Consider the following 24,854-nt stretch of genomic DNA (forward strand, 5'->3'; position numbering starts at 1 on the left):
ATGCCCGACAACGCTAGCCGCGGGTACGGCGAACCTGACACACTGATCACCCTGGCGCGGCGTCCGTTCGGAAAGGAGTTGCGTGCGATGGCGTTTCCCGCTCACGTGTTGAGCCTCGACGTCAGCGGCGCGATCGGCGAGCGGGCATCGCTGGCGGCGACCTATTACCCGGCGCGCGCGGGCGACGGCGCGGCCGCCATCCTCGTCTGCCTGCCGGGCGGCACCTACAGCCGCGAGTACTGGGACCTCGAGATTCCCGGCCACGACGGGTACAGCTTCGCCGAATTCGCCACCGGCGACGGCTACGCGGTCGTGACGATCGATCCGTTGGGCACCGGCGAAAGCTCGCAACCGGCCCGCGACTTCGACTTCGCCGACATCGCCGCCACGCTGGCCTGCGCCGTGGCGGCTCTGCCGGACACCATCGGCGTCCATGCGCCGCCGGTGGCCGTGGCGCATTCGCTGGGCGGCTACCTTGCCCTCACCCAGCAAGCGCTGTTCCCCAGTTACTCCGGCATGGCGCTCCTCGGGTGCACCAATCGGCACGTCGCGCCGCTGAACCTCGATGCGGCGCTCATCGCTCGCGCCGGATCCCCGCAGGGGCGCGCCGAGCTCGCCCAGGAAATCCTTTCGGCCTTGCCGCAGCCGTATTTCGAGGGCCCGCGCGAGCATCTGCAGAGCTGGTTTCACCTCGCCGACGTTCCCGCGGCCGTCGTCGCCGCCGACTCCGTCACCGCCAAGTCGGTGGTGCCGCGGGTGTTCGGCACGGCGATGATCCCCGGCATCGTGGCCGACCATGCGGCGCGCATCGACGTCCCGGTGCTGGTCGGTTTCGGCGCCGTCGACGTCTCACCGGATCCCCGCGCCGAGGCGGCGCTGTACCGGAGTTGCCCCGACATCACCACGGTGGTGTTGGCCGACAGCGCGCACTGCCACAACATGGCGTCGAGCCGGCACCGGCTGTGGCGGCGACTGCTGGACTGGACCGCGACCGTAACGTGTGGATCGTGACGAAGGGTCTCGACCGCCGCCTGGCCCGCCACGCCCCGGCCGCGTTGTCCGCGTTTCGCCTCGTCTACGGCCTGCTCTTCGCCGCGTACGGGTCGAGGAGCCTGTTCGATTGGCCCGTCCGCTCGCCCGTTGTCGTCGAGTTCGGATCCTGGCCCGGCTGGTATGCCGGCCTGATCGAGATCGTCGCCGGCCTGCTCGTCGCCGCCGGGTTGTTCACGCGCACCGCCGCATTCATCGCGTCGGGCGAGATGGCGGTCGCCTACTTCTGGATGCATCAGCCCATGGCCCTCTGGCCCGTCGCCGACCCGCCCGGGGGCAACGGCGGCGCGCTGTCCATCCTCTTCTGCTTCGCGTTCTTCCTGCTGGTCTTCATCGGCGGCGGCCCCTACTCGCTCGACGCGGCGCGCGGCAGGAGGCTTCCCCTCAACCGGCGATAATGGCATTCTCTGATGCGGAGAAGCCATTTCCGATGACGGCGGTTCCGGAGGAGGACGACCAATGAGCGTGCAGCAGTGCGACGGGATGGTGGCTCTCGTGACCGGGAGCAGCCGGGGCCTGGGCAAGGCGATTGCCGCGCGCCTGGCCGAGAGCGGAGCCACCGTGGCGCTGACCGCCCGCACGATGGAGCCCGACCCCAAATACCAGGGCTCGCTGAGCCAGACGCGCGACGAGATCGTCGCCGCCGGCGGGAAAGCCATTGCGGTCCAAGCGGATCTGTCCCAAGCCGAAGACCGCGAACGGCTCTTCGCCGAGGTGACCGGCGCCGTCGGCGCACCGGACATCCTGGTGAACAACGCCGCCGTCACCTTCCTGCGGCCCCTGGACGGGTTCCCCGAGCGGCGCGCCCGGCTGATGATGGAGATGCACGTCCTCGGCCCGCTGCACCTGTGCCAGCTGGCGATCCCCGCGATGCGCGAGCGCGGGCGCGGCTGGATCCTGAACCTCACGTCGGTGGGCGGCGACCTGCCGCCCGGCCCGCCGTTCTCCGAGTTCGACCGGACCGCGGGCTTCGGCATCTACGGGACGGCCAAGGCCGCCCTCAATCGGTTGACGAAAAGCCTTGCGGCAGAACTGTACGACGACGGCATCGCCGTGAACGCCGCCGCACCGTCCAACCCCGTCGCCACGCCCGGCGCCGGCGCCCTCGACCTGGCCAAGACCGACACCGAAGACATCGCCCTGATCACCGAAACCGCGTTCCGGTTGTGCACGGGCGATCCAAAGTCGTTGACCGGGCGCATCGCCCACACCCAGCCGTTCCTCGCCGAGGTCGGCTGGACCGCACCGGCGGGCTGATGGCTGAGCTCGACCTGGGCGAACTGCGCGCGCGCCTCGCCGATGCGGGGGTCACGGACGTCGCTCCACTGTCCGGGGGCGCCTCCAGCCTGACCTTCGGGGGTGATCTGGGTGGCCGGCGTGTGGTGATCAAGGTCGCTCCACCGGGCGTCGAACCGGTCGCTCATCGCGACGTGCTGCGCCAGGCACGTATCCTCAAAGCCCTTGCCGCGACCAGTGTTCCGGTTCCCGATGTGCTGCGGGAGGACCCGGGACATCCCCCGGACACACCGCCGCTGTATGTCATGTCCCGGGTCGACGGCGACTGTGTCGAACCGCTCTTCGACGGATGCGCGCCCGTTGCGGACGTGACCGATCGGTACCGGAACGCGTGCCGGGCCATGGCCGCGCTGCACCGGCTTTCGCCGACGGAGCTCGGGCTGGGCGATGAACCCGTCGTCGACCCGGTCGCCGAAGTCCACCGCTGGTCCGACACGCTGAGCACCGTCGATCCGGCGCTGGCGCCCGGCTGGCCGAACGTCCGCGACGCCCTATTGGCCTGCGCGCCAAGCGCGATGGCGCCGGGCGTGGTGCACGGTGACTTTCGGCTGGGCAACCTGCTCGCCTCCGGGGCGCGGATCAACGCGGTGATCGATTGGGAGATCTGGTCGATCGGCGATCCGCGCATCGATGTGGGCTGGTTCCTGATCAACTGCGACCCGGACACCTACCGCAGGGTTCGGGCGCCGGACGGGATGGCACCGCCGACCGCCGAACTCGCCGAGATCTATCGGTGCGAGTTGGGTTGCGAGACAACCGATTTGGGCTGGTCCACCGCGTTGGCGTGCTACAAATCGGTGGCGACGTGGTCGCTGATCGTCAAGCACAACCGCCGAAGGCGATCGCCGCGGGCCGAATTGGAAGCGATGGCACCCAGTCTGCCGCGGCTACTGGCGCGCGCCCTGTCGATGCTGGACTGACGGTACTCAGCCGCAGTGGGCCCCGAGATTTTGACAAACCATTCCGACACCGCCGCCGGTGGTCGACAGTTCGTTTTCATCATCGTCGATCGGATTCGTCATCGTGGTCGGGAACTGTATCGGCCATTCGTCGATCGCCGGGATGTCGGGCTGCTGGCCGGCGTCCGGATTCGCAAGTGCCGTCCCGGTGCCGCCGGTCAGCGCCGCGAGGACCGTCGAACCCGCGACCAGTAGGCAAGCGCACCTGCGAGAAATCATCGTTACCCTCTCCGTGATCCGCCGGATACTGGAGATTGTCGAAACGCTACTGCCGATTCTACATTGCATAACAGTCACGAACGAACAACAAATGTGGATTGCCGGCCAGCAAATTTCGCGCACCAAATGCGACCCTGCGTACGGTTTCGCCCGTGAGGCCGGTAGCCATCGTCGTCCGTCGTGCCATGGCTATCGCCGTGTGCCTCGCCATGTCGGTGATCGCGGCGCCCTCGGCCGACTCCGAACCCCAGCTGGGTCCCGCCCCGCCCGATGCGGCGCCGCCTGCCGGCGCGGCGGTGCCCTCGAATCCCCCCGCGATCCTGAACACCCCCGACGGCTGGACGCTGGGATTGGGCGCCAAGGACGAGATGCAGGTTCCGGTAGCGCCGCTGACCACCGCGATCTCGTCGCGCGAATACATGTCCAGCGGCATCTTCGTCGGCTCGCTCCGCGGACCCGAAGAGGCCCACGGAGTCCTGGAAGTGGGCTACCAGATCGGCTGTGGGATCGACATGAGCACCTCCAACGGTGTGATCATGGAGGGCGGCGCCGGGATCATCCCCGGCGTCAGCCCGACGTTCGACGCCACCGGCACGCTGCCGCCCTTGCTGCCGTTCGTGTCGGCCCCCATCAACGGCGTGATGAGCGTGGGACTCAAACCGGGCCTGGTGATCGTGGTGCCGGTGATCAAGAAGCAGTTCAAGGGCGCGAATCCCTGGGTGATGATCAGCAACTTCCACGTCAAGATCGACGGCTGCGTGGGTCAGTCGTTCATCCGCTCCTATGCGGTGCTGACCCGCCAGACCGACCTCTCCGACGTGGTGCTGTCCTACGTGGGCGTCACGAAAGCGGTTTAGCCGCGGGGGATGCCCGCCAGCTTGTCGGCGAACTTCGCCTCCGCCGCCGCGCGCAGCCGCAGCAAATGCTCGGAGGGAAACAGGTCGGGTGCGGGCTCGCGGTCCTTCAGCAACAGCCGCGCCAGCGTCACCTTGTGCACCTCGGTCGGGCCGTCGGCCAGCCCGAGCACGAACGACTCCACCAGGTACTGCACGAAGGGCATCTCGTGGGTGGTGCCCAGCGACCCGTGCAGCTGAAGCGCCCGCGAGGAGACGTCGTGCAGCACCTTCTGCATCATCGCCTTGACCGCCGAGATGTCGGCCCGCACGGCGTGGTAGTCGTTGAATTGATCGATCTTCCAAGCGGTTTGCAGGGTCAGCAGCCGGAAGGCCTCGATCTCCATCCATGAGTCGGCGACCATCTGCTGCACGAGTTGTTTGTTGGCCAGGACCTCGCCCTGGGTGTAGCGCGACGCCGCCCGCTCGCAGATCATGTCGAAGATCCGGCGGACCAGCCCCACCGTGCGCATCGCGTGGTGAATGCGCCCACCGCCCAGCCGGGTCTGCGCGACGATGAACGCCCCGCCGCGCGGGCCCAGCATGTGATCGGCCGGCACGCGGACGTTTTCGTAGCGGACATAGCCCTCGCGCCCGCCGCCTGTGGGCTGGTAGCCCAGTCCCACGTCGCGCAGCACGTTGATGCCGGGGGTGTCGCCGGGAACGACGAACATCGAGTAGCGCTCGTACGGCGGCGCCTCGGGGTCGGTCATCGCCATCACGATGAGGAAGGACGCCATGGAGGCGAACGACGAGAACCACTTCTCGCCGTTGATGACCCAGTGGCCGCCGTCTTGCACCGCGGTGGTGCGAAACACCTTCGGGTCGGCGCCGCCCTGCGGCTCGGTCATCGAGAAGCAGGAGATGATGCGGTTGTCCAGCAGCGGCTCGAGGTAGCGCGCCTTGAGCTCGGGTGTGCCGTAGTGCGCCAGGATCTCGCTGTTGCCGGAGTCGGGCGCCTGTGAGCCGAAGACGATCGGAGCGCACTCCGAGCGACCGAGAATCTCGTTGAGCAGCGCCAGCTTCACCTGCCCGTAGCCCGGGCCGCCCAGGTGCGGGCCGAGGTGCGTGGCCCACAGCCCGCGCTGCTTGACGATCTCCTGCAGCGGCGGGATCAGCGCCTGGCGCACCGGATCGCCCAGGTCGTGAGACTCCTTGACGATCAGGTCGATCGGCTCACATTCCTCGCGGACGAAGCCTTCGACCCATTCCAGTTGCTCGGCCCATTCCGGGTCGGTGGAAAAGTCCCACGACATTCAGCGTCTCCTCTCGCTCTGTGCCACCACGCCGGAGTCGACGAGTTCGGCGATGGTTTGCGCGTCCAATCCCGCCTCGCGCAGCAGCGCTTGCGTGTGGTCGCCCGGCAGCGCGGGGGCCGACGGCGTAGCCGGTCGCGTGCGGGAGAAGCGCGGCGCCGGGGCGGGCTGGGTAATGCCGTCGAGTTCGACGAACGTCTGCCGCGCGACGTGGTGCGGATGCCGCGGCGCCTCGGTCAGCGAAAGCACCGGTGTGGCACAGCATCCCGGCGTGTCGAGGATGCGTTCCCATTCATCGCGGGGCTTCTCGGCGAAACGGGCGGCCAGGGCGGCGCGGTGCGCGGCCCACGCGGCCGGCGCGTCGTCGTCCTGGGGCACGGTGACGCCGAGGCGATCGCACAGTTCGGCGTAGAACTTCGACTCCATGGCACCGACGGCGATGTGACCACTGTCGGCCGTGGCGTAGACGCCGTAGAAGTGCGCGCCGCCGTCGAGCAGATTGGCTTCCCGTTCGTCGCGCCAGGTGCCGGCCGGCAGCATCCCGAAGTAGGGCGCCAACAGCGTCGCCACGCCGTCGACCATCGCGACGTCGAGCACCTGACCCACCCCGGACTCGCGCGCCTCGAGGATCGCGCTGAGCAGGCCGACCGCCAAAAGCATTCCGCCGCCGCCGTAGTCGCCGATCAGATTCAGCGGCGGCACCGGTGATTCGGCGGTGCCGATGGCGTGCAACGCGCCCGTGAGGGCCAGGTAGTTGATGTCGTGACCGGCGTGACCGGCCAGCGGCCCGTCCTGCCCGTACCCGGTCATGCGGGCGTAGACCAGGCGCGGGTTGCGCTCGGTCAGCGCGTCCGGCCCGATGCCCAGCCGTTCGGCCACCCCCGGGCGGTACACGTCGACGAAGGCGTCGGCGCCGGCGGCCAGCCGGTGCACCAGTTCCCGCCCACGGGGGTCTTTCACGTCGGCGGCCAGCGACCGCTGGCCGCGCCGGACCGTATAGTCGATCGGCAACGGCCCGTCGACCCCCGCTACGGCGTCGATGCGGACGACGTCGGCGCCCAAGTCGCCCAACAACATTCCGCAAAACGGCGCGGGCCCCAGCCCGCCCATCATGACGATGCGGACGCCGCGCAGGGGTCCGGTCATGAAGACCACTTCTTGCGGCGTTCGGCCGCCTCGTCCGTCGCGTGCGTGATCACCTGGTTGCGGTTCTCCAGTTCCAGCGCCGACTCGAAGCTCGCGGCGTCGGTGTTGACCTGCAGGGCGCGCTTGGTCAGTTGCGCTCCGAGCGGGGCATGGCCCGCGATCAACGTGGCCAACTCCACCGCGCGGCCGGCCAACCCATCCGCCGCGACGACTTCGCTGACCAGCCCGCGCCGATCGGCTTCGGTGGCCGACACCGTGCGGCCGGTGAGCATCCAATCGGCGGCCACGCTGGTGCCGACGATGCGCGGCAGGTGATAGCTCATGCCCATCTCGGCGCCGGAGAGCCCCAGCAGGATCGCGGCGTTGCCGAAAGTGGCGGCGGCCGAGCAGATTCGGATGTCCGCGGCCAGGCACAGCGCGAGGCCCGCCCCGACACAGGGGCCGTTGACGGCGGCGATGACGGGCTGCGGCAGGGCGCGCACCGCCTCGGCAAGGGCGGCCATCCTCTCCTGGAAGCGCATCCGCTCCAGCGCCGGCGCGCTGGCTTCGAGCATCGACGGCCCGAAGTCGCGCACGTCGATGCCCGCGCAAAACCCGCGGCCGGCGCCGGTCAGCACCACGGCGCGCACCGCGGCGTCGACGGCCAAATCGCCGAGCAGGCCGCGCAATTCGGTTTGCATCGTCTCGTTGATGGCGTTGAGGCGCTGCGGGCGATTCAGACGCAGGACGGCGACACCGTCACCGGGCCGGTCGAGCTCCAGCGTGGTCGGCACCCTCACACCCGCTCGATGATCGTCGCCGTGCCCATCCCGCCGCCCGTGCACATGGTCACCAGTCCCGTTGTCAGGTCACGACGTTCGAGTTCGTCGAGAACGGTGCCGATCAGCATGGCGCCGGTGGCGCCGATCGGGTGCCCGAGGGCGATCGCGCCGCCGTTGACGTTGACCACGTCGGGATCGATGTCCAGATCGCGCATCGTCTTGAGCGGGACCGCGGCGAAGGCCTCGTTGATCTCCCACAGATCGATGTCGGCCACCGTCATGCCGGCGCGTTCCAGGCACCGCTGCGCCGCGGGGCCGGGCGCGGTGAGCATGATGATCGGTTCGCTGCCGATGGCCGCGGTCGCCCGGATCTGCGCCCGCGGGGTCACGCGGTGGGTGTGCATCCAGTTGGAGGAGGCGAGCAGCACGGCGGCGGCGCCGTCGACCACGCCGGACGAATTGCCCGCGTGGTGCACGTGATCGATGCGGTCGACGCCGGGATAGCGCTCGAGGCAAATCTCGTCGAACGTGCGTTGCTCGCCGTCGGCGCGCGCGGCCCCCATCGCCTCGAAGGCCGGTTTGAGGCGTGACAGCGTCTCGGCGGTGGTGCCCGGGCGCGGATGCTCGTCGCATTCCACGCGGCCCTCCGGTGTGGCCACGTCGACCAGGGAACGATCGAAGCGCCGCTCCTCGATGGCCACGGCGGCGCGGCTCTGGCTCTGCACGGCGTAGGCGTCGACGACCTCGCGGCCGAATCCCTCCAGGGTCGCGATCAGATCGGCCGAAATGCCTTGTGGCACAGTCGGGTACACCGCGCGAAGATCGGGATTGTTGCCGTCGATCGTCGGGACCCCGGCCGTTACCCCCCACCGCGACATCGACTCGACACCGCCGGCGATCACCAAATCCTCACTGCCGGCGGCGATGCCCGCCGCAGCAACGGTGACGGCCTGCTGGCCCGAGCCGCAGAACCGGCTCAACGTCATCCCCGGCACGGTCTCCGGCCACCCCGCCAACAGAACGGACATTCGGGCGATGTCGTCGCCGTGGTCCCCGCTGAGGATGCCGTTGCCGGCGATCACGTCATCGACGTCGACCGGATCGAAGTCGGTCCGCTCGGCCAGCGCGGTGAGGCAGCGCGCGAGCAAGGCCTGCGGGTGCACCGCGTGCAGTCCGCCGTCGGGGCGGCCTCGCCCGCGCGGCGTGCGTACCGCGTCGAGAATCCAGGCGTCGATGGCGGACTCCGATCGTCGTGGTCGGCTCAGGTCACCAGCGATCGTAAATCGTCTCTCGGCCGCGGAGAACCACCTTCTCCGAATTGGCGAAGCGATTCTCGCGGGACGCGGGGCTGTGCGGGCGGTGCTTGCGGGGGCCAGCGCCGCCTGTGGCGCCGGTGGGCCGCTGAGGGGGCCCCAGTCACATCTGCCACACCGGCCCCCGGCGGGGGGCGCAAGCTGTTTGCCCGCCTCCTAGCGACAACGTCGTGCGGGGCCCGGCGCGGTGCCGTCGTGCGGGGGGCCCGGCGCGGTGCCGTCGTGCGGGGGGCCCGGCGCGGTGCCGTTGTCGCTGGGAGGTGGGCATTCGCTACTGCCCTTCCCGGACGCGACCAATGGGGCCGATGTTGCGTGCCGCGCGGTTGGGCGCAAACACGCTGCGCCGCAGCCCCGTTCACGCAACCCCCATCGGCCGCGCATAACCGGGCGCTGAGCGGGTAGCCGGGCGCCATGACCAAGATCGGATACTTTCTCACCTGCGAGCAATTCGGCCCCAAGGAGCTCATCGACCAGGCCAAGCGCGCCGAGGACGCCGGCTTCGACGCGCTGTGGATCTCCGACCACTACCACCCCTGGAACGACGAGCAGGGGCAAAGCCCGTTCGTGTGGGGAGTGATCGGTGCCCTCTCGGAGGCGACGTCGCTGCCCGTCAGCACCGCGGTGACCTGCCCGACCATCCGGATCCATCCGGCGGTCATCGCGCAGGCGTCGGCGACAGCGGCGGTGCAACTCGACGGGCGCTTCGTGCTGGGGGTGGGCAGCGGCGAGGCCCTCAACGAGCACATTCTCGGCGACCCATGGCCGTCCGCCGGTGTGCGCCTCGAAATGCTGGAGGAGGCGGTCGAGGTCATCCGCAAGCTGCACCAGGGTGGCGAGGTGAGCCACCACGGAAAGCATTACGAGGTGCAGGAAGCGCGGGTCTACACGCGGCCGGAACAGCCGGTGCCGATCTACGTGTCCGCGTTCGGTCCCCAGGCCGTGGAGCTGGCCGCCCGCATCGGCGACGGGTACAGCATCGCCATGCCCGACGGCGATCTGGTCAAGCAATTCCGCGAGGCCGGCGGCGGCGACAAACCGGTACAGGCGGGGACCAAGGTCTGCTGGGATCGAGACGCCGATGCCGCGCTCAAGACGGCGCATCGGTTGTGGGCCAATGAGGGGTTGCCCGGCCAGACCTCCCAGATCCTGCCGCGGCCCAAGGATTTCGCCGCACTCATGTCGCTGGTGCCACCGGAGACGGTCGCCGAGAGCGTCGCCTGCGGCTCGGACCCCGAGAAGCACATCGCGCAGGTGCGCCAGTACATCGACGCCGACATCGACGAGATCTACGTGCAGCAGATCGGTCCCGACATGGACGGTTTCTTCGCGGCGTGGCGCCAAGCCGTGTTGCCCGAGTTGCGCGGCGAAACCCGCTGAACCTCAGCCGAACGGCGGGCCGTCGAACCGATCCCGGGTGATGAACTCCGCGACCGGCCGACGGCGCAGTTTGCTCAGCTGCCGCACCGGTTTGCCGAGCGGCACCACCGCGGCGACCGCGTGCCGATCGGGGATGCCCAGCAGCCCGCGGACGTCCCCTTCGGCGGCGATGGCCATCGTCGTGATGGTGCCGCCGTAGCCCTCGCTGCGCGCGGCGAGCAGGATGTTCCAAATCAGCGGATAGACCGACGCCCCGCCGGCGATGCCGACGCGGTCCAGATGTTGATCGAGGGCGGCGACGACGGTCAGATCCACCGAAACCACCAGAACCACAGGCGCTTTCGCGATCGGCGCGACGAACGTGTCGGGGATCTCCGTCTCCTCGATGGCCTTCTGCGGCACCGCGCTGGGATGGATCGAATTCCAGGGGTTTTCACCCGCCTGCAGCTGCGCGAAGTACCGGCGCGCGGCGGGCATCCCGAGTTCGGCCAGCCTGCGCCGCACCGCCGCGTCGCGCACCACGGTGACGTGGGCGCCCTGCCGGTTGCCGCCGCTGGGCGCGAAGCGAGCGTTGTCGAAGATGCGCCCCAGCACCTCGTCGGGCAGCGGATCGTCGGTGAATTCCCTTGCGGCGAACGCCGTTCGCATCACGTCGTAGAGCTGCATGCCGGGGCGGCTCATCAACTCGCCGACCCGCACCGCTCCAGGCGGAAGGTGCGCTCGAACCCGGCCGGGTGCGTCGTCAGGGTCACTTCCACCGCCCCGCTGGGCGCGATGACGTAGCGCTCCTCGACATCGGGGCCGTCCCGCCCCTCCGCCCAGCGGCCGACCGGCTGACGCCCGAGGTCGTCCCGGTCGCGCAGGGCAGGGTCGAACGGAAACAGCACCGGGTCGTACGGCGTGACGTCGCCGTCCGGCCGTCCGTTGACCAGGCGGCTGCACTCCACGAACCGGAAGTGCCCGATGTTGTGCGCCGCCCGATATCTGCGCTTCACCACCAGCGGGGATCGGCCGTCGTCGGGAAGCGAGACGTCCTTGCACACGATCGGGTCGAACACGACCCCGGCGCCGGCCTCCGCCTCCCGGAAGACGCCGAAGTTTCTCGAAAAGCGTTCGGACAGCGCGAAACCCGATTCCTTGTCGAGGAAGACGGCAAGGCCGATGGCCGTGGCGGCGAAGGGGTGCGGCGAGCGCTTGACCCGCTTGTCGCCGAAGGTGCTGCGCAGCATCCGGGACACCAGCGGGAAACCGCCCGCGCCCCCGACGACGTAGATGCCCGCCACCTCCGAGAGGTCCACGTCCTTGCGGCCGCGCGCCGGGTCGCGCAGGACCCGGTCGAGCAGCTCCATCGTGCGGTCGACCAGCGGCGCACACACCGCGTAGACGTCGTCGATGGGGCAGGAGAACGGGGGACGATCGACGGGGGAGAGGTCCACCAGGAAGCGTCGCGTCTGCGGCCCGACCGCCTCCTTGCGGGTGGCGCATTCCTCGGCGAGCAGGTCGCGCGTGGCGGCGTCGACGCGGGGCACGCCGGCGCCGGCCAGCACCAGCTCGACGATGGCCTCGTCGAAGTCGTCACCGCCCAGCCGCTGGATGCCCTCGCTGACGACGACCTCGTTCGCGTGCCCGGTCATCTTCAGCAGTGAGGCGTCGAACGTGCCGCCGCCCAGGTCGTAGATGAGGACGTGTTCGCGTTTGGCGGTGATGGTGGAGCGGTACCGGTGGGCGTATTCCAGGCTGGCCGCCGACGGCTCGTTGAGCAGGGCGACGACGCGGAATCCCGCGGCCACGTAGGCGTCCAGCGTGAGGAGGCGCTGGGCGCTCGAGGCGTTGGCCGGCACGCTGATCGCGGCTTCGATCAGTTCGCCGGAGGCCAGGTCGGCGTTGGAGTGACGCTGCAGGTCGGTTTTGAGCTGCGCCAGGAACCCGGTGAGCAGATCGGCCAGGCGGTAGTCACGCCCGGCCAGGTTGACCTGGGTCTGCGGGCCGGCGTCGTTGAGCAGACGCTTGAACGAGCGCAGTACCGACCACCCCGGATCGTGCCGGACGGCCGCGGCGTCGGCGCCGAAGCGCAACTCGCCGGCGGCATTGGCGGCGATGATCGACGGCCACGCGTCGACGCCGTCGAAGGAGACGACGGGATAGTTGCCTCGATCGACGGCCGCGACGACGGTGTGGGTGGTGCCAAAGTCGATGCCGACTCTCATCGCGCAAGTTTAGGACCGCGCCTCGGGCTTGGGCACAACCTTTTCGTTCGGCGCGTCCGGTCGCCTGTAAGAAAGGCCTCGCCTAGTACAGCGCGCGCACGGCGTCGATGGTGTCGGCCTCGGCGGGGCCCTTGTCGTCGCGATACCGCACCACGCGGGCGAACCTCAGCGCCAGCCCGCCGGGGTAGCGCGACGATTTCTGCACGCCGTCCAGGGCCACCTCGACCACCTGCTCGGGTCTTACGTGCACGACGTAGCCGTCCGTCCCGCCGATCGCCAGGTCGCTGAACCGGGCGGTCTGCCAGTCCAGCATGGCGTCGGTCATGCCCTTGAAAGTCTTTCCCACCATGACGAATTCGCCGCTGTCCGGGTCGCGGGCGCCCAGATGGATGTTGGAAAGCTTGCCGCGGCGGCGCCCCGACCCCCATTCCACGGCGAGCACCACCAGGTCCAGGGTGTGCACCGGCTTGACCTTCAGCCAGCCCGCCCCGCGGCGGCCGGCCTGATACTGCGCGTCCGGCGCCTTGGCCATCACACCCTCGTGGCCGGCGGCCAGCGTCGCGTCCAGGAAGGCGCCGGCCTCCACGGGGTCGGAGGTGAGCAGCCGATCGACCCGCTGCGCGGACGGCACCAACGCGTCCAGGGCCGCCAGCCGGTCGGTGGTCGGCGCGTCGAGCAGGTCGACGCCGTCGCGGTGCAGGATGTCGAAGAAGAACACCGAAAGTGGTTGCGCAGCAACGGCCGCGGCGACATCGACCGAGCGGCCGAACCGGGATGCCGTGACCTGGAAGCGCTGCGGCCGGTTGTCGGGCCGGAGCGCGATCGCCTCGCCGTCGGCGATCAGGTCGTTCACCGGCAGCGCCAGCGTCGCCTCCACCACCTCGGGCACCCGGGCGGTGACATCGTCGAGGCTTCGGGTGTAGACGGTGACCTGGTCGCCGGAGCGGTGGATCTGCACTCGCGCCCCGTCGAGCTTGGCCTCGAAAATCGCCCGCCCGCCGTGGCGTTCGATCGCGTCGGCCACACTGGGCGCCGTCTGCGCCAGCATCGGGCCGACCGGGCGGCCGACGCGCAGGGTGAAGGCCTGCAGGGCGGCGGGTTCGCCGGACAGGGCCGCCGCCGCGACCGCGGGCAGGTCCCCGCCCAGCATCGCGGCCCGCTGCACCGCGGCCGCCGGGATCCCGGCGGCCTTGGCCACCGCGTCGGCCATGATTCCGGCCAGTGCGCCCTGGCGCAGTTCGCCGCCGAGCAGTCGCAGCAGGAACGTTTGCTCGGTTTCGGTGGCGGCGGCGAACAGGGTGGTAAGGAGCGCGGCGCGGCGCGCCTGTGCGCCTTTGCCGGACACGGCGCCGATCTCGGAGAAGGTGGCGTCGACGGCGCCCACGGTCAGCGTGGCGTGGGAGGCCGGCGGCGGGCGCGAGCGCAACGCCGCCCAGCCGACCCCGATCTGGCGCTGCCGCAACTCGCCCGACAGCCAGGACACGACGATCATGACGAGGGCGGGATCGGGTGCGGCCCGCGCCAGTAGGTCGGCGATGTGGGCGACTTTTCTCAGCCGCGACGACGTGCTTCCGACGTCGGTGGACGCCTTTGCCACGTCGAGGAGGAGCACGGTTGCCAGCTTGGCATGGCTCGGTGACAAGCGTCCGGAGCGGACACGCTAGCGTGCCTACGTAACGTTACAGATTGCTTCGATTCTGACAAGCAACAAATGGGAGGTCCGGATGGAGATCAAAGGAAAGAAGGTCGTCGTCATCGGCGGCGCCTCGGGGATGGGTCGCGCCAGCGCCGAGCTGCTGCACGATCGCGGCGCGGACGTCGCGGTGCTCGACCGCGAAGGCTCCGACGGTAAGACGGTGGCCGAAGGCATCGGCGGTACCTTCTATCCCGTCGACGTCACCGACTTCACCGGCACCGAGGAGACGCTGCAGGCCGCGGTCGACAAGCTCGGCGGGCTGCACGTCGTGATCACCACCGCGGGTGGCGGGATCGCCAAGCGGACCCTGACCAAGTCCGGGCCGCACGACCTCGAATCCTTCCAGTCGGTGATCGACCTCAACCTCATCGCCACCTTCAACATCAGCCGGCTCGCCGCCGCGCACATGGCGAAGAACGAGCCCGAAGACCCCGACACCGGCGAGCGCGGCGTCATCATCAACACCGCGTCGATCGCGGCCTTCGAGGGCCAGATCGGGCAGGTCGCCTACACCGCCGCCAAGGCGGGCATCGCCGGTATGTGCCTGACCATGGCGCGTGACCTGGGCTCGGTGGGCATCAGGGTGCTGGGGATCGCCCCGAGCCTCTTCGCGACGGGCCTGACCCAGGGCATTCCCGACGAATTCGCGGCGGCGCTGACCAAAGACGCGGCCTTCCCCAAGCGCCTGGGCCGTCCCGAGGAGTACGCCAAGCTGGTGGCCGCCATCGTGGACAACCCGATGCTCAACGGCCAATGCCTGCGCCTGGACGCCGGGCAGCGGTTCGCCCCCAAGTAGGCGCCGCCCGCTGGGGCCCTCCCCGCATTAAGTACACTCTTTAGCCAGCCGCCCCGCTTCCCCTCGAAGCGGGGCAGGCACCCAGCAATCACACCCGGCTGGCATGCGGCGCGCGAGGAGGGCCCCTCATGGGAATCGCATTAACCGACGACCATCGTGAACTCGCCGAGGTGGCTCGCGGGTTCCTGACCGCGCAAAAGGCGCGCTGGGCCGCGCGATCGCTGCTCGACGCCACCGACGAGCCCCGGCCCGGATTCTGGCAGAACCTGGTCGAGTTGGGCTGGCTCGGCCTGCACGTCGACGAAGAGTACGGCGGCTCCGGCTTCGGGCTGCCCGAACTGGTGGTGGTGATCGAAGAGCTCGGCCGCGCGGTAGCGCCGGGGCCCTTCGTGCCGACGGTGATCGCGTCTGCGGTAATCGCCAAAGACGGTGCGGCCGAACAGAAGTCGCGGCTGCTGCCCGGCCTGATCGACGGAACGGTCACCGCGGGCGTCGGACTGGACGGCCAGGTGCAGGTCGCCAACGGCGTCGCGAACGGCGAGGCCGGAATCGTGCTGGGCGCCGGCCTTGCCGAGCTGCTGCTGATCGCCGCCGGCGACGACGTGCTCGTGCTCGAGCGCGACCGCGCCGGCGTTTCGGTCGAGGTGCCGGAAAACTTCGATCCGACACGGCGATCCGGCCGGGTGCGCCTGCAGGACGTGCGGGTGTCCGACGACGACATCCTGGCGGGGGCGCGGCAGTCGGCGCTGGCCCGGGCCCGCACCCTGCTGGCCGCCGAGGCGGTCGGCGGGGCGTCGGACTGCGTCGAGGCGGCCGTCGACTACGCCAAGGTGCGCCAGCAGTTCGGGCGCACCATCGCCACCTTCCAAGCGGTCAAGCATCACTGCGCGAACATGCTGGTGGGCGCGGAGTCCGGGATCGCGGCCGTCTGGGACGCCGCCCGCGCGGCGGGCGAGGACGCCTCGGAGGACGAGGCGCAATTCCGCCTGATCGCCGCGACGGCCGCGGCGCTGGCGTTCCCGGCCTACGTCCGCAACGCCGAACTCAACATCCAGGTGCACGGCGGCATCGGCTTCACCTGGGAACACGACGCGCACCTGCACCTGCGGCGTGCCGTGGTGACCACGGCGCTGTTCGGTGGTGACGCCCCGGCCGCCGACGTCTTCGAGCGCACCGCCGCCGGCGCCGTCCGCGAAAACAGCCTCGACCTGCCGCCCGAGGCCGAAGAACTCCGCGCCGGCGTCCGCGCCGACGTCGCCGAGATCGCCGCACTGGACAAGGACGGCCAGCGCGACAAGCTGATCGAGACCGGCTACGTGATGCCCCACTGGCCCAAGCCGTGGGGACGCGCGGCCGACGCCGTCGAGCAGCTGGTGATCGAGGAGGAGTTCCGCGCGGCCGGTATCAAGCGGCCCGACTACGGGATCACCGGGTGGGTGATCCTGACCCTCATCCAGCACGGAACGCCTTGGCAGATCGAACGATTCGTGGAGAAGGCGCTGCGCAAGGACGAGATCTGGTGCCAGCTGTTCTCCGAACCCGACGCCGGCTCGGACGCCGCGTCCATCAAGACGCGGGCCACCCGCGTCGACGGTGGCTGGAAGATCAACGGCCAGAAGGTGTGGACCAGCGGGGCGCACTACTGCGCGCGTGGGCTGGCCACCGTGCGCACCGACCCCGACGCCCCCAAGCACGCCGGCATCACCACGGTGATCGTCGACATGAAAGCACCCGAGGTCGAGGTGCGGCCCCTGCGGCAGATCACCGGCGGCTCGGACTTCAACGAGGTCTTCTTCAACGACCTGTTCGTGCCCGACGAGGACGTCGTCGGGGAGCCCAACTCCGGCTGGACGGTCGCCCGCGCCACGCTGGGCAACGAGCGGGTCAGCATCGGCGGCAGCGGGTCGTTCTACGAGGGCCTGGCCTCGCAACTGGTGCAGCTGACCCGGGAACGCCCGGATCGGTTGGCGGGCGGGCACGTTCGGGTCGGGAACTATCTGGCCGGGGAGACCGCACTGCGCCTGCTGAACCTGCGGCGCGCCGCGCGCAGCGTCGAAGGCGCGGGCCCGGGCCCCGAGGGCAACGTGACCAAGCTGAAGCTGGCCGAGCACATGGTGGAAGGCGCCGCGATCATGGCGGCGCTGCTGGGTCCCGAGGTCGCGCTGCTCGACGGCGCCGGCGCGCTGGCCGGCCGGCTGATGATGGGAGCGCGCGGCATGGCGATCGCCGGCGGCACCTCCGAGGTGACCCGCAATCAGATCGCCGAGCGAATCCTCGGCATGCCGCGCGACCCGCTGATCAACTGATTCCGCGGCTCACGCCGGCGCGAACTGCGGCGCACCGGCGGCGCCCCGCTCCGGGCGGAGCGTGACCGGCATCCCGCAGGTCACCGAATCGGGTTCGCAGTCAACGATATTGGCCGCCACCCGCAGGCCACGCTGCTCGGCGAGTTCGACGATGGCGATGACGTAGGGGGTGGGGATCTCCGGGTTGTACGGGTGGTGGTTGACCGTGTAGGTGAACACCGTGCCGCGCCCCGACACCTCGCGCGCCACCAGCGAGCCCCCGCACTCGCGGCATTCGCCGCTTGCCGGATGCACCCAGCGTGCGCAGCCGTCGCAGTACTCGATGAGCAGCGCCCCGTCTGACACGACGAATACAGTACACTCAATTGATTCGACGCGGCGACGGTGTGGTCTGACGGGCGGTGTACATGACGCATTTCGAAAAAGACGCGATCTTGTCCGGCATCGGGATCTCGCGGATCGGCCGTCGCACCGGCATTCCGGGCCTGGAGCTGACGATGGAGGCGGTGCGCGGGGCCATCGAGGACGCCGGATTGGCCGCGACCGACATCGACGGGATCGCCACGCTGGGCGACACACCCGCCGAAGACGTCAACGCGCAACTGCGCATCGACGCCGCGGACTGCGGATCCGGGTTCGGCACCGGCGGCCTGCTGTCGCCGGTGATGTCGGCCTGCCGCGCGGTCGCCGAACGCCGAGCCCGGCACGTGGTGGTGTACCGGACGATCCAGATGCTCGGCGGCACCGTCCCGGTCAAGCAGGAAGAGAACGCTCCCGCCCCTCCCTTGGCGCGGATGTTCGAGACACCCGAGGGCGAGCCGAAGCCCGCCGTCGGGGCGATGGACGACGTCAACGATCTGGTTGCGGCGCAGGCCTATTCGGCCGCCAACTGGCTGGCGCTGAACTGTCGTCGCCACATGGAGCTGTACGGGACCACCAAAGAGCAGCTGGGGTGGATAGCGCTCAACGGCAGGCGCAACGCCGCGCTGAATCCCCGTGCGGTGTACCGGGATCCGATGACGATGGCCGACTACCTGGGGGCGCGGCCGGTCTCCACCCCGCTGGGACTGCTGGACTGCGACGTCCCGATCGACGGCTCGATCGCGGTGGTGGTGTCCCACGCGGAGTACGGCGCCGACTGTCCGCACCGCGCGGTGCGGGTGGAGGCGATCGGCGGATCCGACGGCGCCGGTGGCTGGTTTCACCGCGACGACTACCCGAAGATGGCGATGTCGGACGCCACGGCGCAGATGTGGTCGCGGACGCAGCTGCGGCCCGCCGATCTGGACGTCGCCCAGTTGTACGACGGATTCACCTATCTCACGCTGGCGTGGCTGGAAGCCCTCGGTGTGTGTGGGGACGGCGAGGCCGGGCCCTTCGTCGAGGGCGGCGCGCGGATCGCCCGCGACGGCATGCTGCCGCTGAACACCTACGGCGGCCAACTGTCGGCGGGGCGCATGCACGGCTACTGGGCGTTGCACGAGGGGTGCCTGCAACTGCGCGGCGATGCGGGGGAGCGGCAGGTCGCCCGCCGCCCGGAGGTCGGCGTCGTTTCCGTCGGCGGTGGGCCCGTCGCGGGGTGCATGATGCTCACCTGTTGAGCGTGTGATTGAGCTCAAATGAGTGAGGACCTGAAGGCCGGCCAGGCCGACAAACTGGCGTCGATCCTCGCCCGCGACATCGAGGCGGACATCGTCCGCCGCGGCTGGGCCGTCGGCGAATCGCTGGGATCCGAACTCGCCCTGCAACAACGCTTCGGCGTGAGCCGATCGGTGCTGCGCGAGGCCGTTCGCCTGGTCGAGCACCACCAGGTCGCAAGGATGCGGCGCGGCCCCAACGGCGGGCTGTACATCTGTGAGCCCGACGCCGGGCCCGCCACCCGCGCCGTCGTCATCTATCTCGAATATCTGGGCACGACGCTGGGCGATCTGCTCAACGCGCGTCTGGTGCTCGAGCCGTTGGCGGCCTCGCTCGCCGCCGAGCGCATCGACGAAGCCGGCATCGCCCGGCTGCGGGCCGTGTTAGACGCCGAGGAAAAGTGGCAGCCGGGCTTGCCGGCGCCGCGCGACGAGTTCCACATCGCGCTGGCCGAGCAATCGAAAAATCCCGTGCTGCAACTGTTTATCGACGTCCTGATGCGGCTCACCACGCGCTACGCGCTGGCGTCGCGAACGGACTCGGCGACCGAGGCCATCGAGGCGGTCGAACACCTGCACGCCCACCACTCCAAGATCGTCGCCGCGGTCACGGCCGGTGATTCCGCGCGCGCCAAGTCGCTGTCCGAGCGACACGTCGAGGCGGTGACGGGCTGGCTGCAACGGCACCATCCCGGCGACAGGGTCCGCGGGCGCACGCGGCGGCGGCGTCTCGATTCCGAGGTGCCCCGCGGCAAGCTGGCCGAGATGCTGGCCGTCACCATCGGCGACGACATCGCCGCCAGCGGCTGGCACGTCGGGTCGGTCTTCGGCACCGAGGCGGCCCTGCTGGAGCGCTACCGGGTGAGCCGCGCGGTGTTCCGCGAGGCGGTGCGCCTGCTCGAATACCACTCGATCGCCCACATGCGCCGCGGACCCGGGGGCGGACTCGTCATCGCCGAACCCGCGGCCCAGGCCAGCATCGACACGATCGCTTTGTACCTGCAGTACCGCGACCCGAGCCGCGAAGACCTACGGTGCGTCCGCGACGCCATCGAGATCGACAACGTCGCCAAGGTCGCCAAGCGGCTCGACGAGCCCGGGGTGGCGGCATTCCTCGCCGCGCATCGGTCACGGCTGCCGGACGCCGCGCAGCCTACGTCCGACGACGTTCGGCGGGCGATCGCGGAGGAATTCAATTTCCACGTCGGGTTGGCGCAGCTGGCCGGCAACGCGCTGCTCGACCTGTTCCTCCGGATCATCGTCGAGTTGTTCCGCCGGCATTGGTCGAGCACCGGGCAGGCGCTACCCACCTGGTCGGACGTGCTGGCCGTGCACCACGCTCACTTGCGCATTGTCGAGGCGGTGGAGGCCGCCGACGAGAGCGTCGCCTGCTATCGCCTCCGGCGTCACCTCGATGCCGCCGCCTCCTGGTGGCTGTGATCGCGCCACCGGATGTCGCCCCGCGCGTGTGCGCGCAAATGTGATCTGTTGCGCGGCATAGCGAAGGCCCGTCTTGGGTACTGAAAGGGGGGATGGGCGACAGCCGATCCAGCAGGGGGTTGGCGCAAGTGATCGAAAGCGAGAGCGCTGAAGTGGCGGCGGATACCGAAACCAGACAATACGGTTTCGTCCACTCCGCACTGATTTATCACTCTCAGCAGGAGCTTTTGGACTTGGTGGGCCGCTTCGTCGGCGACGGTTTGGCGTCAGGCGAGGCGGTGCTGCTCGCCGTGCCTCCCGAGACCCTGGCCCTGCTGCAGGGCGAGTTGTACGACGGCGAGGCGTTGCCCGCCGACGTGTACATGACCGACGTCACCGAGGCCGCCCGGAACCCGAGCCGGTTCATGGCGATGGAGGGCGCGTTCATCGACGAGCACCCGGATCGGCGGGTGCGGATCGTCAGCCAGCTCGCGTGGCCGGGCCGCACCGAGGAGGAGTTCGTCGCCTGCATCGAGCACGAAGCACTGGTCAACACGGCGATGGACGCATACCCGGCGACAAGCCTGTGCCTCTACGACGCGAGCGCGATCGGCGACGAAGTCCTGATGGATGCCCGAGCGACGCACCCGTTGTTGTGGAAAAGCGGTGCGCTGCACCGCAGCCCGGACTACGCGCCGAACGAAGTGCTGCAGCGTTGCAACCAACCGTTGGCCGCGAATCCCGGCGCCGTCACCTACATGGTGAGGAAGTCCGCGGATCTTCGGCCCGCCCGCTCGTTCGCCGTCGACTATGCGGGGTGGATGGGGCTTTCCCAGGAGTGCATCGAGGATCTGCAGCTGGTCGCCACCGAGTTGGCCACCAATAGCCTGATGTACACCGGGGGCGCCTGCCGGTTGGCCTTCTGGAAAGACGACGGATATCTGGTGTGCGAGGCCCGCGACACCGGACAGCTCGACGATCCGCTGGTGGGCCGCCTCGACCCGGGTCCGTGCGGCCCCGCCAGCCGCGGCCTGTACTTGGTCAACGCCATTTCGGACTTGGTGCGCACGCATACCACCAGGACCGGTACGACGATTCAGGCGTATCTGCGCTTCGAGTCGGCGGCCAGTCCGGCGGGGTAACAAGCGACCCGCCGGCAAGGGGATCCGGCGGGTCGCTGGGGTATTCGGTTAGCCCAACAGGCCGCCCACAATCGGGAGATCGCCCAAACCACCGCTGGTGGTCCCGCCAGTGGTCGCCGTCGTTACCAGACATCCCGTCGGTGCGAATAGCACCACCACAAATCCTGCCGCGGCTGCGGCAACTTTAAGGACCTTTTTCGCCCTCATGGAATTCATCCTTTCGTCCAGGTCATCACTTGTGTGTACATCGGCTACTAAAGGGATGTTATAACGACAATTCGACACACGTAAAGGCTTAATTTTATTATTTTCGGCCCCCCGTCGCGGAGGCACACGTAGTCCAATCATCCTCTACTGCAACGTCATTGACAGCATGGCCCCAGCCGATGGCGGCCCCGGTGGTGACGTTTGAAACGGTGAATAAATCCGCTCAATAATGACACTGACGGTGGCCTTAATACATCGCAACTCGCGGTGATTAGATTGCGAGAAAGGGCCGCATCGCGCGAACGGCGGTATTTAGTACTCAATTGCATTTTTCGGTCGACTCAGATAACGGTCGAATTAAGACGAGTAGCCAAGCCGGCCGCTTGTTCCTACGGGTTATCCGAGGATGCAATTACCGAACACATCGACCGAGCATGTGGGCGGGGCAGGCGCGGCGCATCCCGTCGGTAGAACAAGCGCCGCGATCAGCGCCGCGACCGTTGCCACAGTTTTGACCGTCCTCTTTGTTGTCGTTGGCTTCATTTGTTTGCCTTCCTGGAAGCATCGACGCGGGTAGAAGTCATCCGCTGGCGCGGTGGCTATAGCGGGCCACTTGTCTTAGGCCTTAGACGCAGGTTCCAAGCGCGTTGATCGTGCAGGTCGTGCCGGCAGTAGCCGCACAGCCGGTGGGCACCAGCAACATCGCGGCCAACCCGACGGCCGCGACGGCAGCTTTGAGGGTGTTCCGTGTCGGCATTGACTTCATGATCGTGCCTTTCACGTGAGGGGTAGTGTTCAACAGCCGTCTAATTGACTGTCGTTCCGCCTCATACCCCCTGTTAGACGCGCGTAAACCAAACTTTTCGTATTATTTTCTATATTTTTTTGTACGGTCCGTTCGTGCGATCAACCGAGTTGAAGGCGCGGAGCGAAGGGGGCTAATGTCAACGCTCATGCGTCTTCTCGCGCGTTTCGTAGTAGCTAGCACCCGCAGCGGGGTCTGATTCTGACCGACCCCCCGCTGTGGGTCGGAAGCTACTGCCGTCGGTCGCACCAGCTGACCAGAGAAGACCGGCACCATGACTTTTCCCGAGCGCAACCCGCTCCAACCTCTCGACCCCGCCACCGCGTGGTTTGGCGATCGTTTCGGCGTCTCGTTGCCCCGCGGGCTGCGGGAGCAGGCCGACGCCATGTCCTGGGAGACCTTCCTCGCGACCTACGGGCGCAGCACGGGACCGCTGCGGCTAGGCCAATGGGAGTGCATGGGCGCGGTGCGACCCGGCCCGCAGGCCCGCAACTTCCAGGCCGTGATCGCCCTGGGCGACCGCATCGGCACCGCGACCGTGGCCGCCAGCGGCCCGATCGCGGCCCTGACCGCGATGCTGCATCAGCGCGGGATCACCGTCGAAATCGTGAACTTTCATCAGATGCAGTCGCCCACCGGCACAGCCACTTTCATCCGCGGCAGCGACGGTGCCCGCGCCGAGTGGGCGATGGGCCTCTCGGACGATCCGACGCAGTCGGCGCTGCGCGCGGTCATCGCGTGCGCCAACCGGTTGCTCGCGGTCGACTGATGCCGCGCACCTCGCGCAACCAACTAGGGGAGTTTCATTTGCGCTAGCGCCGGTGGTAGCGCAAATGAAACTCGGTCTCTACCGCGCCGGCGGTGACGGTGACACGCCGTCGCGGAAGTTCAGAGCGGGCGCAGCACGATCGGCATGCCGTCCATCGGAATCGGCATGCCGCCGTAATCCCAGCGCGGCTGGTAGCCCGGCCGGGCCAACTCGATGCGGTAGCGGCGCAGCAGCCGGTGCACCACGGTCTTGACCTCCAGCTGACCGAACACCATGCCGATGCACTTGTGCGCGCCGCCGCCGAAGGGTGCGAAGGCGTAGCGGTGATTCTTGTGCTCCGAGCGCGGTTCGGCGAACCGCTCGGGGTCGAATTTGTCTGGCTCCGTCCACAATTCGGGCAGTCGGTGGTTCATGCCGGGCCAGATGGTGATGTTGGTGCCGGCCGGGATGTAATGGCCCAGCAGCTCGGTGTCGCGCACCGCCATCCGCATGTTGAACGGCAACGGCGTCACCATCCGCAGCGATTCGTTCATGATCAGTTCGAGCGTTTCCAGCTTCTCCAGCGACTCGATGTCCAGCGGACCGTCGCCGAGCCTGGCCGACTCCTCGCGCGCCCGCTCCTGCCATTCCGGGTTGGCGGCCATGTTGTAGACCATCGTGGTGGTCGTCGACGTGGAGGTGTCGTGGGCGGCCATCATCAAGAAGATCATGTGGTTGACGATGTCTTCGTCGGTGAAGCTGTTGCCGTCGTCGTCCTCGGTGTGGCACAGCACCGTGAGCATGTCGTTGCCCGTGGCGTTGCGGCGCTCCTTGACCCGCTCGTTGAAGTAGTCCTCGAGCAGCTGGCGGGCGCGCAGGCCACGCCACCACTTGAACGGCGGAACCGGCTGCCGGATGATCGCCCCACCGGCGCGGGTCGTGGTGGTGAACGCCTGGTTGACCTTGGTGACGAGGTCGTGGTCGGACCCTGGCTCGTGCCCCATGAACACCAAGGACGCGATGTCGAGGGTGAGTTCCTTCATCGCCGGGTGGAACAGGAATCGGGCGTCGTTGGTCGGCCAGCCGGCGACGATGTCGGTCGCCACGCGGTCGATGTGCTCGACGTAGCCGGTCAGGCGGCTGCGGGTGAACGCCTCCTGCATGATGCGCCGGTGGTACATGTGCTCGTCGAAGTCCAGCATCATCAGCCCGCGGTTGAAGAACGGCCCGATCACCGGGTGCCAGCCCTTCTGCGAGAAGTCCTTGTTGCGGTTGGAGAACACGGCCTGGGTGGCGTCGGGCCCCAGCGCCGTGACCGCCGGCATGATTGGCGAATCCAGGTAGATCAGCGGGCCCTTGTTCCGGTAGAGGTACAACGCGTAGTCCGGGCCGCCGCGAAACAATTCGATGATGTGGCCGAGGATCGGGAGCCCGGCGTCACCCATCACGGGCTTCAGGTCGCTGCCGGCGGGCGGTTCCGCCAGGACTTTCGTGTCCCATTCGTGGGCGAGCAGATGCTTCTCGATCGCCCCCATGCCGGGGATGGTGTTCAGCGTCGGGGTGAATCGGCGCCGCGCCTGATCCAGCAGGTAATGCGGAGTGCTGATGGTGGCGGTCATAG

General features: G+C 68.8%; 23 protein-coding genes. 13 read left to right on the top strand and 10 right to left on the bottom strand.

The genetic code is table 11. The features are described from left to right. From QGN30_RS09220 to QGN30_RS09235, 4 genes are all read left to right on the top strand, one after another. Window positions 1-1,011 carry an alpha/beta hydrolase gene (locus tag QGN30_RS09220; protein ID WP_014380799.1) on the top strand — a complete coding sequence of 337 codons (1,011 nt, stop codon included), beginning with the start codon at window positions 1-3 and terminating at the stop codon, window positions 1,009-1,011. Continuing rightward, entirely contained in the window at window positions 1,008-1,448 is a 441-nt protein-coding gene (locus QGN30_RS09225) for a DoxX family protein (protein ID WP_014380798.1), read from the top strand. The genes QGN30_RS09220 and QGN30_RS09225 overlap by 4 nt, the downstream gene beginning before the upstream one ends. A 61-nt stretch (window positions 1,449-1,509) precedes the next feature. Next, on the top strand, window positions 1,510-2,307 hold the full coding sequence (locus QGN30_RS09230) for an SDR family NAD(P)-dependent oxidoreductase (protein WP_014380797.1): 798 nt from the start codon (window positions 1,510-1,512) through the stop codon (window positions 2,305-2,307). Next, on the top strand, window positions 2,307-3,266 hold the full coding sequence (locus QGN30_RS09235) for a phosphotransferase family protein (RefSeq protein WP_248923180.1): 960 nt from the start codon (window positions 2,307-2,309) through the stop codon (window positions 3,264-3,266). Before QGN30_RS09230 ends, QGN30_RS09235 begins: the two co-directional genes overlap by 1 nt. Window positions 3,267-3,272: 6 nt before the next feature. Here QGN30_RS09235 and QGN30_RS09240 read toward each other — a convergent pair whose 3' ends face one another. After that, complete coding sequence (locus QGN30_RS09240) at window positions 3,273-3,602, bottom strand: hypothetical protein (protein ID WP_225344783.1); 330 nt, start codon at window positions 3,600-3,602, stop codon at window positions 3,273-3,275. Window positions 3,603-3,709: 107 nt separating this feature from the next. Here QGN30_RS09240 and QGN30_RS09245 point away from each other — a divergent pair, with 107 nt between their 5' ends. Beyond that, on the top strand, window positions 3,710-4,381 hold the full coding sequence (locus QGN30_RS09245) for an MspA family porin (protein ID WP_008259228.1): 672 nt from the start codon (window positions 3,710-3,712) through the stop codon (window positions 4,379-4,381). Here the strand turns inward: QGN30_RS09245 and QGN30_RS09250 are convergent. The 4 genes from QGN30_RS09250 to QGN30_RS09265 are packed head-to-tail and all read right to left on the bottom strand — an operon-like array spanning window position 4,378 to window position 8,803. Then, on the bottom strand, window positions 4,378-5,673 hold the full coding sequence (locus tag QGN30_RS09250) for an acyl-CoA dehydrogenase family protein (RefSeq protein WP_248923179.1): 1,296 nt from the start codon (window positions 5,671-5,673) through the stop codon (window positions 4,378-4,380). The genes QGN30_RS09245 and QGN30_RS09250 overlap by 4 nt on opposite strands. Beyond that, on the bottom strand, window positions 5,674-6,819 hold the full coding sequence (locus QGN30_RS09255) for a CaiB/BaiF CoA transferase family protein (RefSeq protein ID WP_009954716.1): 1,146 nt from the start codon (window positions 6,817-6,819) through the stop codon (window positions 5,674-5,676). Then, the gene (locus QGN30_RS09260; protein WP_009954717.1) at window positions 6,816-7,598 is read right to left on the bottom strand and encodes an enoyl-CoA hydratase/isomerase family protein; all 783 of its coding nucleotides are present in this window, start codon (window positions 7,596-7,598) and stop codon (window positions 6,816-6,818) included. Before QGN30_RS09260 ends, QGN30_RS09255 begins: the two co-directional genes overlap by 4 nt. Further along, window positions 7,595-8,803 carry an acetyl-CoA C-acetyltransferase gene (locus QGN30_RS09265; protein ID WP_225331047.1) on the bottom strand — a complete coding sequence of 403 codons (1,209 nt, stop codon included), beginning with the start codon at window positions 8,801-8,803 and terminating at the stop codon, window positions 7,595-7,597. The genes QGN30_RS09260 and QGN30_RS09265 overlap by 4 nt, the downstream gene beginning before the upstream one ends. A 501-nt stretch (window positions 8,804-9,304) precedes the next feature. Between QGN30_RS09265 and QGN30_RS09270 the strand changes: the two genes are divergently transcribed. Then, a complete protein-coding gene (locus QGN30_RS09270; RefSeq protein ID WP_038537143.1) occupies window positions 9,305-10,270 on the top strand; it encodes an LLM class F420-dependent oxidoreductase in 966 nt (321 codons plus the stop codon). 3 nt (window positions 10,271-10,273) lie between these two features. On the opposite strand, the gene QGN30_RS09275 is transcribed toward QGN30_RS09270, so the two are convergent. From QGN30_RS09275 to QGN30_RS09285, 3 genes are all read right to left on the bottom strand, one after another. Next, window positions 10,274-10,936 carry a nitroreductase family protein gene (locus tag QGN30_RS09275; RefSeq protein WP_198347195.1) on the bottom strand — a complete coding sequence of 221 codons (663 nt, stop codon included), beginning with the start codon at window positions 10,934-10,936 and terminating at the stop codon, window positions 10,274-10,276. A gap of 14 nt (window positions 10,937-10,950) precedes the next feature. Further along, a complete protein-coding gene (locus tag QGN30_RS09280; RefSeq protein WP_038537137.1) occupies window positions 10,951-12,477 on the bottom strand; it encodes an Hsp70 family protein in 1,527 nt (508 codons plus the stop codon). 82 nt (window positions 12,478-12,559) lie between these two features. Further along, on the bottom strand, window positions 12,560-14,089 hold the full coding sequence (locus tag QGN30_RS09285; RefSeq protein ID WP_038538758.1) for an ATP-dependent DNA ligase: 1,530 nt from the start codon (window positions 14,087-14,089) through the stop codon (window positions 12,560-12,562). A 112-nt stretch (window positions 14,090-14,201) separates the two neighbouring features. Between QGN30_RS09285 and QGN30_RS09290 the strand changes: the two genes are divergently transcribed. Both QGN30_RS09290 and QGN30_RS09295 read left to right on the top strand, forming a co-directional pair. Beyond that, window positions 14,202-14,969: an SDR family NAD(P)-dependent oxidoreductase gene (locus QGN30_RS09290; RefSeq protein WP_008259206.1), complete on the top strand. Its 768-nt coding sequence runs from the start codon at window positions 14,202-14,204 to the stop codon at window positions 14,967-14,969. A 128-nt stretch (window positions 14,970-15,097) separates the two neighbouring features. Next, a complete protein-coding gene (locus QGN30_RS09295) occupies window positions 15,098-17,275 on the top strand; it encodes an acyl-CoA dehydrogenase (protein ID WP_136245793.1) in 2,178 nt (725 codons plus the stop codon). A 9-nt stretch (window positions 17,276-17,284) separates the two neighbouring features. Here the strand turns inward: QGN30_RS09295 and QGN30_RS09300 are convergent, their stop codons facing one another. Further along, on the bottom strand, window positions 17,285-17,620 hold the full coding sequence (locus QGN30_RS09300; protein WP_008259204.1) for a Zn-ribbon domain-containing OB-fold protein: 336 nt from the start codon (window positions 17,618-17,620) through the stop codon (window positions 17,285-17,287). Window positions 17,621-17,682: 62 nt separating this feature from the next. On the opposite strand from QGN30_RS09300, the gene QGN30_RS09305 reads away from it, so the two are divergent. From QGN30_RS09305 to QGN30_RS09325, 5 genes are all read left to right on the top strand, one after another. Next, window positions 17,683-18,876: a thiolase family protein gene (locus QGN30_RS09305; RefSeq protein ID WP_136245794.1), complete on the top strand. Its 1,194-nt coding sequence runs from the start codon at window positions 17,683-17,685 to the stop codon at window positions 18,874-18,876. Window positions 18,877-18,894: 18 nt separating this feature from the next. Then, entirely contained in the window at window positions 18,895-20,352 is a 1,458-nt protein-coding gene (locus QGN30_RS09310) for a FadR/GntR family transcriptional regulator (protein WP_136245795.1), read from the top strand. 128 nt (window positions 20,353-20,480) lie between these two features. Next, entirely contained in the window at window positions 20,481-21,473 is a 993-nt protein-coding gene (locus tag QGN30_RS09315; protein ID WP_136245796.1) for a sensor histidine kinase, read from the top strand. Between the two features lie 854 nt (window positions 21,474-22,327). Beyond that, on the top strand, window positions 22,328-22,465 hold the full coding sequence (locus QGN30_RS09320) for a hypothetical protein (RefSeq protein ID WP_168710553.1): 138 nt from the start codon (window positions 22,328-22,330) through the stop codon (window positions 22,463-22,465). Between the two features lie 294 nt (window positions 22,466-22,759). Then, complete coding sequence (locus QGN30_RS09325) at window positions 22,760-23,254, top strand: homocitrate synthase (protein WP_136245798.1); 495 nt, start codon at window positions 22,760-22,762, stop codon at window positions 23,252-23,254. A gap of 119 nt (window positions 23,255-23,373) precedes the next feature. Here QGN30_RS09325 and QGN30_RS09330 read toward each other — a convergent pair whose 3' ends face one another. Continuing rightward, window positions 23,374-24,852 (bottom strand): cytochrome P450, encoded by a 1,479-nt coding sequence (locus QGN30_RS09330; RefSeq protein WP_014383034.1) that lies wholly within the window; start codon window positions 24,850-24,852, stop codon window positions 23,374-23,376. Between the last annotated feature and the right edge of the window lie 2 nt (window positions 24,853-24,854).

Origin of the sequence: Mycobacterium sp. 3-98, assembly GCF_035918355.1 — a bacterium.
GTDB classification, from domain to species: domain Bacteria; phylum Actinomycetota; class Actinomycetes; order Mycobacteriales; family Mycobacteriaceae; genus Mycobacterium; species Mycobacterium intracellulare.